Raw genomic sequence first — 9295 nt, 5'->3', positions numbered from 1 at the left:
TATAAGCTATCGGAGCAAGCGATGACGTAAACAGATGTACGCCGCTTCCTGTTGCTGTGGCATGCAGAGTGATACAGGCTGCGGCCAGAGCGTGATTGGCGGTTTCCGCGCGCGCGACCATCGGAACAGCTGCGTCAGAATCGCGTGTGGTAACGACCTGAATTCCCCGCGAGGCGAGAGCCTGCCGCAGACGTATGGAGAATCCCAGTGTTAAGTCCTTTTCGAGCAGTTTGTCGCTGAATTGCGCGCCGACATCGCTGCCGCCATGCGCTGCGTCCAGCACAATCACATATTGCGGCTGCACCTGCGCTCTGGGCGCGATTGGTACCGTGGGCGGCTTACCCATGTCGGGCAGGTTCGATTGTGGCGGAGGCTCCTGCGCGCCCGCTGCGGATACGACCACCAGTGCGCACAGGCTTAACAGCGTTGAGCGGAAATCAATCCAGCGGATAGATCGCAAGGCCACTCAATAGTTTAGGGAAAAAATCGGTAGATTTCTGCGGCATTACTTCGCCGGCAAATGCAACCTCGCGCATCTGCGCCATCGTTACCGGGTTCATCAGGAACGCCACATCGGCCTCGCCTCGGGCCACCTGATCGACGGCCTCGCCAGCATCACGCAGATATCGCAGGTTCGTCTGCTCGCGAATGGCTTCCGGCGTAATACCCAGCAACTGTTCCAGCACCAGTCCATGCAACTGCGCCACATCGAGTTGGCGCTGCCTTTCAGAAAGATTGCCCAGTGCCTTTGCAACCGACTCCGGCTTTGCCGTCAGAAGATAATTGCCGCTCTTCGTAACTGCCAGCAGCGCGGTCTTTCCCGCGCCCGCAGTGGCCAGCTTTGCCCTCAAATCGACGATTTCAGAAGAAGCAACCTGCTTTACCACGAAGTAGGCTTTTGCCTGCTCAACAAACTTTGCTGGATCGAAATTCTTAAGACCAAAGACAACGCGATGCGTCGGCAGAATCACCAGGCCTTCGGCATCCATGTTCACGAACGTCATCATAGCCACCGCTTCCGGGTAGGGCGGTTGCGGCAGCGAGTAGCTATTGCGCTCGCTTGATGCCGTCTGGGCTGGCGCGTTTTCTTTCGAATAATTCAGCGCCGTCTCGTAGCGATGGTGCCCGTCGGCAATAATCAGCTTCTTGTCGGCCAGCGCGCTGACGAGGATATTGATTGTGCTCTCGTCGCTGATTTTCCATACGCGATGCAGCACGTCGTATTCGTCCGTTACCTCAATGTCCGGCACAGCATCTTCCTTGAAGAGAAGTTTCTCTGCGGTCAGGCCGGGGTCGGAATAGAGCATGAAAATCTGGCCGAAGTGAGCACGCGTGGCCCTCAACAGGTTCAGGCGGTCAGACTTTGGCTTGGACAGGGTCTGCTCATGCCGGAAGACGACGCTTTCGCTGTAATCATGCAATCCGCCGAGCGCGATAAAACCACGCCGTTCCAATACTGTGCCGTTAGAGCCGGGCACGGTGAATTTCTGCGAATAGGCAAAAACGCATGGATCGGATTCCTGCGCCAGAATGCCACTCTCGCGCCAGGCGGAGAAATCCCGCGCAGCGCGGGTATACACGTCGCCTGTTTCCTTGCCGTCAAAGAGCTCCGGCAGCCCAAGAATGACGCGGACGAGGTTATACGGGCTCTTCTGGTAATACGCCTCCTGCATAGCAGGAGATATTTTGTCATACGGCTGGGTCACACAGTCTTCAACGCGGACGAGGGAAGGGTTATAACGTAATGCGCGAAACGGATAAATGCGGGCCATGCGAGCTCGTAACTCCGAGAATGCCGAAAAGCGGCGTGAATATGGTTTATTTACAGTGCTGTCTCGATTGTATCCCACGCATTTGCATGAATTTCCGCATCGCAGAACCCACTTCCCCGTGAGAATGCCGCTGTTCATCCTGCGAAGGAGGCGGCTCACCGTATTTCTTCCCATCGCATCGAAATCTTCGTAGGCAAGTCATTCATGCAACGTGCTACGATTTGCTCAAGAAGGACGAGGGTACATACACATGGCGCTCTTGCTGGGGCGCAAAAACGCTCGCTCGACCGGTAGAACTGCATATCGCATCTCCGCAGTCATGTCCCTCGTACTGCTCGTTATCGGTTTTGCGCTTTGCCCATCTCTGTCCCCCGCGCAGGAAGACCCGCTCAATAAGGTCCATGTAGAGCCGCCGCCACCCAAGCCCGATCCCAATGCGCCTCCAGCCCCGCTGGAAGGCGAGGCGGCCATGAAAGCGCGCCACAATGAGCGTATTCGGGTGAATGTGAATCTGGTGCTGGTGCCGCTGATCGTCACTGACCCAATGGACCGCCTGGTAACCGGCCTTGAAAAGGAGAATTTCTTCCTCTACGAAAACAACAAGCAACAAACCATCAAGACCTTCTCGCAGGAAGACGCTCCGGTTTCCATCGGCATTATCTTCGATTTGAGCGGCAGCATGGCCAATAAGGTCATCCGCGCGCGTGACTCGATCCTTCAGTTTATGCACACGGCCAATCCTCAGGACGAGTTCTTTGTGATCGGCTTCAATGATCGGCCTGAGCTGATTGAAGACTTTACCTCGAACCCGCAGGACATTGAAGCGCGTCTGGCCATGGTCCACGCCGAGCACCGCACAGCATTGCTCGATGCGATCTACATGGGCCTGAACAAGATGAAGCAGGCCAAGTACGAGCGGCGCGCCTTACTGATCGTTTCCGACGGCGGCGATAACCGCAGCCGCTACACGGAGAACGAAGTCCGGGCGACTGTACGCGAGTCGGACGTGCAGATTTACTCCATCGGCATTTTCGACCCATACGCGGCCACTACCGAAGAACGTCTTGGCCCTATGCTGCTTAATGACATCTGCTCTGAAACCGGCGGACGGCTCTTCCGCGTCGATGACATTTCCGAGATGGGCGACATCGCCGAAAAAATCAGCGCCGAGCTGCGAAATGAGTATGTGCTGGGATACGACCCGGCTGATCTACGCAGAGACGGCAAGTGGCGTAGATTGAAAGTAAAGCTGGTGCCGCCTCCAGGGCTGCCTCAGCTTACAGTTCATGCCCGCACCGGATACTATGCGCCTTTGCAATAAACGGCATCTTCTCTTTTTTTTGTTCCTTGCTGCGTCTTTCTGTGTACTCCGGGCGCAAGCGCCCGCGCCTCAGCAGGTACCTTCAAAACCGGAGCAGCAGCCGTCCCTCACAGTTGATCGTGATCCAATCGTCTCGCCTGACGCTGCCGACAACCAGCCGGTCAGCCCGTCAAATCCTGAGAAGGTTAAACCCGGCACACCGCTTGCGGGAAGTGAAAGAGGCGGCTTCACCTTTCGCCGCGATGTTGACGAAGTTGTGCTCAATGCCAGCGTCCTCGATGAGAATGGCCGCATCGTCAATGATCTGAAAAAGGATGATTTCCACGTCTTTGAAGATGGTGTGCCGCAGACGATCGCCGCCTTCCAGCACCAGGACATTCCTGTCTCGATGGGCATCCTAGTCGACAACTCTGGCTCTATGCGCGACAAGCGCCTGGCCGTGAACACGGCTGCACTCGATCTGGTTAAGGCTTCCAATCCGCAGGACGAGGCCTTCATCGTCAACTTCTCCGATGAAGCCTTCATAGACCAGGACTTTACTTCCGACATCTCCAAGCTTCGCGATGGCCTCGCTCATATCGATTCGAAAGGCGGAACAGCCCTCTATGATGCCGTAGTGGCCTCAGCTGATCAACTGGCGAAAGGAGCCAAGCGCCCCAAGCAGGTCCTGCTCATCGTTACTGACGGCGAAGACAACGCATCGAGCCTGAATCTCGAACAGACCATCCGTCGGGTGCAGGACTTGCAGGGGCCGGTAGTCTATTCAATCGGCTTGCTTTTTGGCGACGAAAGCGGAGGGCGGGAAGCCCATCGCGCCAAGCGCGCTCTGCAACTGCTCTCCAGCGAGACGGGTGGCATCGCTTATTTCCCCAAGTCGCTTGAATACGTTGACCAGATCTGCGCGGAAGTGGCACGAGATATTCGCAACCAGTACACCATTGGCTATCATTCGACAAAGCCGGCCAGCCAGGGCGGATACCGTGTCGTGAAAGTCCAGGCCGCCGCCGCCGGGCATGGCAAACTCAGCGTCCGCACCCGCAGCGGCTATTATCCGAAGACAAACAGTAAAAACAACACTGCGGACACTGCGGGGGTAAAGACCGCGCCAGCGAAGTAGCCGCGGGCTATCACCATGCTCCTCAGTGCGTTTCCTTGAAATCGAAGTAGGCGAGGTTCATGTTGCCCTGCGTGAGGATGCGGATAGTCAGTACGCTCACTCCAGCGGGAAGGTCGAACTTGACGAAATCGCGCTGCAGATTCCAGTGGTGCCACTGCCGCCACGCAATCGGATCAGATTTATTGAAAGTCGATACAACATTCAGTGGGCCGCTTGCGGGAAAGCCGTTTACGTCAATGGAAATTATCCCGCCGCGATTGGATGTGTAGAGCAGATCGGCCTTGTAGTGGCCAGCGCGCCGCGTCTTTACAGTAATGTTGAACCACTCGCCGGGAACGGTCCATCCCACATAGAGCTGATTCTCCGGAGGCTTCACCAGGTTGTAAGGATTATTGTCGATCTGGTCGTGAAACTTGATGTAGGACGTGTCCACGCCTTCGTTCATGCGGAACTGGTTCAGATATGTCCCATCTGCTGGATTCAGCGTGCCGCTGCCGAGGTTCTTTTCCGTCGTGTCGAAGTAGGCCACGCCCGGTCCGCCGAGATCGTAGTATGCGCACTGTACGCGCCCGGGAATGGTCTGCGCTCCGCCTTTGTACTGGCTATCCTCATAGGGCGTACCTTTGTACGCGGTCAGAAAGTCCGGGCTGTGAATGTCCGGGTCCTGCCCGCGCACTGCGGGGGCGATCAACAACATTAAAACCGTCAAAAGCAGGTGGAGTCGCGGCACATTTCCCTCAGAAAAATCAGTCTATGGGAAAATGATAATGGCACGGCCTATTTCTTCTGGCAGGCCGGACACCAGTAGGCGGTCCTTCCCGCGAGTTCGTCGCGCACAATTTTTGTGCCGCAGACAAAACAAGGTTTGCCGTGCCTGCGATAGACGTAGCGTTCTTCGTCCTCGCGCACAGGGCCGCGTTTGTGGGGCCGGTCTTTGGCCGTAGTGGTGATGTAGCGCGTGTCCCTCACGCCTTCGCTCATCAGCTTCTTCGCGTCCTTCCAGATGCTCTTGAGAATTGTCAAAAGCACATCTTTGCCCGGCCGCAACGGATGTACTTTCGCACGGAAAAGTAGTTCGGCGCGATAGATATTACCTATGCCCGCAATGACGGACTGGTCCATCAACAGCGCGCCAATCGGGGTGGTGCGCTTTGCGATCTTCTCAAATGCGGGCTTCGGGTCCGAGCTGGGAGTCAGCGGGTCGGGGCCAAGCCGGCGGAGCAGCGATTCCCACTTTGCATGCGTGAAGATTGAAGTATCGGTGCCGCCGCGCAGCTCAATCCAGTCTGCTTTGGTGTAGATGCGCAGCCGCAACGCGCCTTTTACCGGAGGGAAGGGGATTTTGCCCTGATGGAAGTCTCCATACATGCCCAGGTGGACATGCAGAATCAGATCTCGTCCGAAGTGATAGCCAAGGTGCTTACCGATAGCAACGACGCGCAACAGCTTGCGCCCGTCAAGAACTTCAGCATCAGGGAAGCCGCCATTCGGCGAATCCGCCTTTACACGCTTGCCCGCAAAAGCCGCGGCATGTTGCTCAGCGAAACGATGGATCTCATTTCCTTCGGGCATGATGGGAATGATATTAGACAGGAGTCATTCTGAGCGAAGCGAAGAATAAGAATCCATACGACGGATAGTAGTTGCGAAACCTTACCTGTCTTTCTCGCAAGAGCCTAAATGAATTCGTGGCAGAAACTTGATGCAGCTTCGGCAATCGTGCTTCGTATGGATTCTTTCCTCCCGTTGGTCATCAGAATGACGACGAATGATGCATAGTTAATTCCAGACCATTTTCACCGGAACTGCCTCGATCCGGCAGAACATGTCCGGTTCCATTTTGTTTAGCTGGGCTTTGAATTTCTCGGCCTCTTCGCGCGTATTAAACATAAGTGTGTTGTACACCTGCCCGGCCCGCAACTGTTCGCATTTCCAAAGGGTTTCGGTCATAAGCTTCAAGTACTCCAGTCTTCACTTCTATAAACACAAGGGGCGCGCCAACGTTTCGTTGTGAGCGCGCCCCCTCAAGTTTTTTATTTACCGCGCTCGATTACTTTTTCTCGTCAACATCCACATATTCAGCATCGATGACGCCTTCATCCTTCTTCTCATCCGCGGTGCCGGCTGCCGCCTGCGCTCCATCGGTTGGAGGTGCGCCAGCCGCTGCTCCGGCTGCGTTGGTCTTGTACATCGCTTCGGCCAACTTGTGCGACGCCGCAGTCAGTTTTTCGCGGGTCGCATTTAGTTCAGATGCAGATGGCGTGCCTTCGAGCGTCTTTTTTGCGTCGGCAAGCGCATTTTCCACATCTGTCTTGTCGTTGCCTGAAACTTTGTCGCCGTTTTCTTTCAACATCTTTTCGATGTTGTAAACAAGGTTGTCGAGCCCGTTACGCGCTTCGATTTCATCGCGCTTCGCCTTGTCTTCAGCCGAGTGTGCTTCCGCGTCCTTGGCCATACGTTCGACTTCCTCTTTGCTCAGACCCGAAGATGACGTAATCGTAATCTTCTGGTCCTTGCCGGTGGCGTTGTCCTTCGCCGTTACATTCAGGATGCCGTTGGCATCGATATCGAATGTCACTTCGATCTGCGGTACTCCGCGGGGGGCCGGAGGAATGCCGCTCAGCTTGAACTTGCCCAGTGTGCGGTTTTGTCCAGCCATGGGGCGCTCGCCCTGGAGGACGTGCACTTCGACTTCCGTCTGTGAATCCGCAGCGGTAGAAAATGTCTCCGTCTTCTTCGTGGGAATCGTTGTGTTGCGCGGAATCATCGGCGTTGCCACGCCACCCAGAGTTTCAATCGCCAGTGTCAGCGGAGTCACGTCGAGCAGCAGCAGGTCCTTCACCTCGCCCGACAGCACGCCGGCCTGTACCGCGGCGCCAATCGCAACCACTTCGTCAGGATTCACGCCTTTGTGCGGCTCCTTGCCGAAGAGCTCTTTCACGACTTGCTGGATGCGGGGCATACGCGTTTGTCCGCCGACGAGAACTACTTCGTCGATCTTGCTTGCGTCGACGCCTGCGTCTGCCATCGCCTTTTTGCATGGCTCCAGTGACCGCTGAACCAGGTCTTCGACTAACTGTTCAAGCTTGGCGCGTGTCAGCTTCTTGACCAGGTGCTTCGGACCGCTCGCGTCAGCCGTGATGAACGGGAGGTTGATCTCGGTCTCGAGCGCAGTCGAAAGCTCAATTTTGGCGCGCTCCGCCGCATCCTTCAGACGCTGCAAGGCCATTTCGTTGCCCTTGGCGCGCAAGTCAAGGCCTTCGTCTTTCTTGAACTCGTCAATCAGCCAGTCCACAATCTTCTGGTCGATGTTGTCGCCACCAAGGTGCGTATCCCCATTGGTGGATTTCACCTCGATGACGCCTTCGCCTACTTCTAATATCGAAATATCGAAGGTGCCGCCGCCAAAGTCGTAGACAGCAATCGTCTCGTCCTTCTTCTTGTCGAGACCGTAGGCCAGCGCCGCAGCCGTCGGCTCGTTCACAATGCGCTTGACATCGAGCCCGGCAATTTTGCCGGCGTCTTTCGTCGCCTGGCGCTGCGCGTCATTAAAGTACGCAGGAACAGTGATGACGGCTTCGCTCACCGATGTGCCGAGATAATCCTCAGCCGCCTTCTTCAGCTTCTGCAGGATCATCGCCGAGATCTCAGGCGGCGTGTACAGCTTTCCCTGCGCTTCCACGGCAACATGGTCGCCCTGCTGGACCACCTTGTAGGGCACCATCTTCATTTCGTCGTTCACTTCGTTATAACGACGTCCCATAAAGCGCTTGATGGAGTAAATCGTGTTCTGCGGATTGGTGATGGCCTGGCGCTTCGCCACCTGCCCCACCAGGCGCTCGCCGCTCTTGGTAAAGCCAACCACGGATGGCGTTGTCCGGCCACCCTCTTCGTTGGCGATCACTTTCGGCTCGCCGCCTTCCATTACAGCCACGACGGAGTTCGTCGTGCCCAAGTCAATTCCAATAATCTTTGCCATATTCGTCTGCCCCACTGCCCTCATGCTTGGCTTAAGTGTTGATGGTTCTATCTCAGCTTCGCACTTGAGTCATGTATTGTCAACTTATCTGATGCCGAGATTTGCACAGAAGATGCAACTATCCAACTTATTTCTAAACGATTGATTCCACACGAAATACTGCATCATTTTCCAGGGATTCTGTATCTTAAGCTGAGTAGCCGTTCCTCTTCATGGCAGATGCCGCGATCCAAGCCTACGACCAACAAGAAGCCACAGGCGGCGTAAACCCATGGCTTATCGCTGTTTCCGTCATGCTGGCCACCTTCATGGAGGTGCTGGATACGGCCATCGCCAGCGTCGCCCTACCCTATATCGCTGGATCACTTTCCGCCTCAACTGATGAGGCCACCTGGGTCCTGACCAGCTATCTGGTCGCCAATGCCGTTATCTTGCCGGCGAGTCACTGGTTTTCTCTCAAATTTGGACGTAAGCGCTTCCTCATCATCTGCGTCATCATCTTCACCGTCGCGTCCTTTTTTTGCGGAGCTGCGCCCTCACTTGGGTTCATCCTTATCGCCCGTATCATTCAGGGAGCGGGCGGAGGCGCCCTGCAGCCACTCTCGCAGGCCATACTTCTCGAAAGCTTCCCGCCCAGGAAGCGCGCCGCTGCCATGGCGGTTTTCGCCTTTGGCGTGGTTGTCGCGCCGATTCTCGGCCCGACGCTCGGCGGTTGGCTGACTGACACTTACAGTTGGCGCTACGCCTTCTACATCAACATCCCGGTAGGCGCGCTGGCGGTCTTCATGATCAGCCGCTTCGTCCACGACCCCCCATACATCAAGAACACCAAGGCCAGCCCATTCGATAACCTCGGCTTTGGCCTGCTCGCGGTCTGGACCGGCTGTCTACAGGTTGTTCTCGACAAGGGACAGGAAGACGACTGGCTGGGCGCTGTCTGGATCCGGTGGGCCATTGCCGCAGTGGTCATCAGCTTCATCTGGTTCGTCATCCACTCCTGGCGCAAAAAAGATCCGCTGGTCAACCTGCGGACACTCAAGGACCGGAACTTCGCCATCGGCTGTTCATTGATGCTCCTGCTGGGGCTAAGTGTCTATTCCACCATT

At 56.0% G+C, this 9295-nt stretch carries 9 protein-coding genes; 3 read left to right on the top strand and 6 right to left on the bottom strand.

Going from position 1 to position 9295, the window contains the following annotated elements; all coding sequences use genetic code 11:
- Together VEV40_RS10005 and VEV40_RS10000 are read right to left on the bottom strand one after the other, a co-directional pair.
- The coding region (locus tag VEV40_RS10005) for an N-acetylmuramoyl-L-alanine amidase (RefSeq protein ID WP_324832033.1) at positions 1 to 460 on the bottom strand (460 nt) is incomplete at its 3' end.
- Entirely contained in the window at positions 438 to 1772 is a 1335-nt protein-coding gene (locus tag VEV40_RS10000; protein ID WP_324832031.1) for a DUF1015 domain-containing protein, read from the bottom strand. The genes VEV40_RS10000 and VEV40_RS10005, both read right to left, overlap by 23 nt.
- 250 nt (positions 1773 to 2022) lie before the next feature.
- Between VEV40_RS10000 and VEV40_RS09995 the strand changes: the two genes are divergently transcribed.
- Both VEV40_RS09995 and VEV40_RS09990 read left to right on the top strand, forming a co-directional pair.
- Entirely contained in the window at positions 2023 to 3093 is a 1071-nt protein-coding gene (locus VEV40_RS09995) for a VWA domain-containing protein (RefSeq protein WP_324832030.1), read from the top strand.
- A gap of 19 nt (positions 3094 to 3112) precedes the next feature.
- The gene (locus tag VEV40_RS09990) at positions 3113 to 4210 is read left to right on the top strand and encodes a VWA domain-containing protein (protein ID WP_324832029.1); all 1098 of its coding nucleotides are present in this window, start codon (positions 3113 to 3115) and stop codon (positions 4208 to 4210) included.
- A 22-nt stretch (positions 4211 to 4232) separates the two neighbouring features.
- Here VEV40_RS09990 and VEV40_RS09985 read toward each other — a convergent pair whose 3' ends face one another.
- From VEV40_RS09985 to dnaK, 4 genes are all read right to left on the bottom strand, one after another.
- Positions 4233 to 4907: a hypothetical protein gene (locus tag VEV40_RS09985; RefSeq protein ID WP_324832028.1), complete on the bottom strand. Its 675-nt coding sequence runs from the start codon at positions 4905 to 4907 to the stop codon at positions 4233 to 4235.
- 80 nt (positions 4908 to 4987) lie between these two features.
- Complete coding sequence (locus VEV40_RS09980) at positions 4988 to 5782, bottom strand: Fpg/Nei family DNA glycosylase (RefSeq protein ID WP_324832027.1); 795 nt, start codon at positions 5780 to 5782, stop codon at positions 4988 to 4990.
- 207 nt (positions 5783 to 5989) lie between these two features.
- A complete protein-coding gene (locus VEV40_RS09975; protein WP_324832026.1) occupies positions 5990 to 6160 on the bottom strand; it encodes a hypothetical protein in 171 nt (56 codons plus the stop codon).
- 100 nt (positions 6161 to 6260) lie between these two features.
- Positions 6261 to 8189 (bottom strand): molecular chaperone DnaK, encoded by a 1929-nt coding sequence (dnaK, locus tag VEV40_RS09970; RefSeq protein WP_324832025.1) that lies wholly within the window; start codon positions 8187 to 8189, stop codon positions 6261 to 6263.
- A 212-nt stretch (positions 8190 to 8401) separates the two neighbouring features.
- Here dnaK and VEV40_RS09965 point away from each other — a divergent pair.
- The coding region (locus tag VEV40_RS09965) for a DHA2 family efflux MFS transporter permease subunit (protein WP_324832024.1) at positions 8402 to 9295 on the top strand (894 nt) is incomplete at its 3' end.

Source organism: Alloacidobacterium sp. (assembly GCF_035631355.1).
Classification (GTDB): Bacteria; Acidobacteriota; Terriglobia; order Terriglobales; family Acidobacteriaceae; genus Alloacidobacterium.
The sequence above is the reverse complement of the archived record's forward strand: the minus strand, read 5'-3'. Positions and strand labels throughout refer to the sequence as shown.

Excerpts from the sequence above, each read along its gene's own strand:
- VEV40_RS10000 (WP_324832031.1), bottom strand. The coding sequence starts at position 1,772 with ATGGCCCGCATTTATCCGTTTCGCGCATTACGTTATAACCCTTCCCTC.
- VEV40_RS09995 (WP_324832030.1), top strand. The coding sequence starts at position 2,023 with ATGGCGCTCTTGCTGGGGCGCAAAAACGCTCGCTCGACCGGTAGAACT.
- VEV40_RS09985 (WP_324832028.1), bottom strand. The coding sequence starts at position 4,907 with ATGTTGTTGATCGCCCCCGCAGTGCGCGGGCAGGACCCGGACATTCAC.
- VEV40_RS09980 (WP_324832027.1), bottom strand. The coding sequence starts at position 5,782 with ATGCCCGAAGGAAATGAGATCCATCGTTTCGCTGAGCAACATGCCGCG.
- VEV40_RS09975 (WP_324832026.1), bottom strand. The coding sequence starts at position 6,160 with ATGACCGAAACCCTTTGGAAATGCGAACAGTTGCGGGCCGGGCAGGTG.
- dnaK (WP_324832025.1), bottom strand. The coding sequence starts at position 8,189 with ATGGCAAAGATTATTGGAATTGACTTGGGCACGACGAACTCCGTCGTG.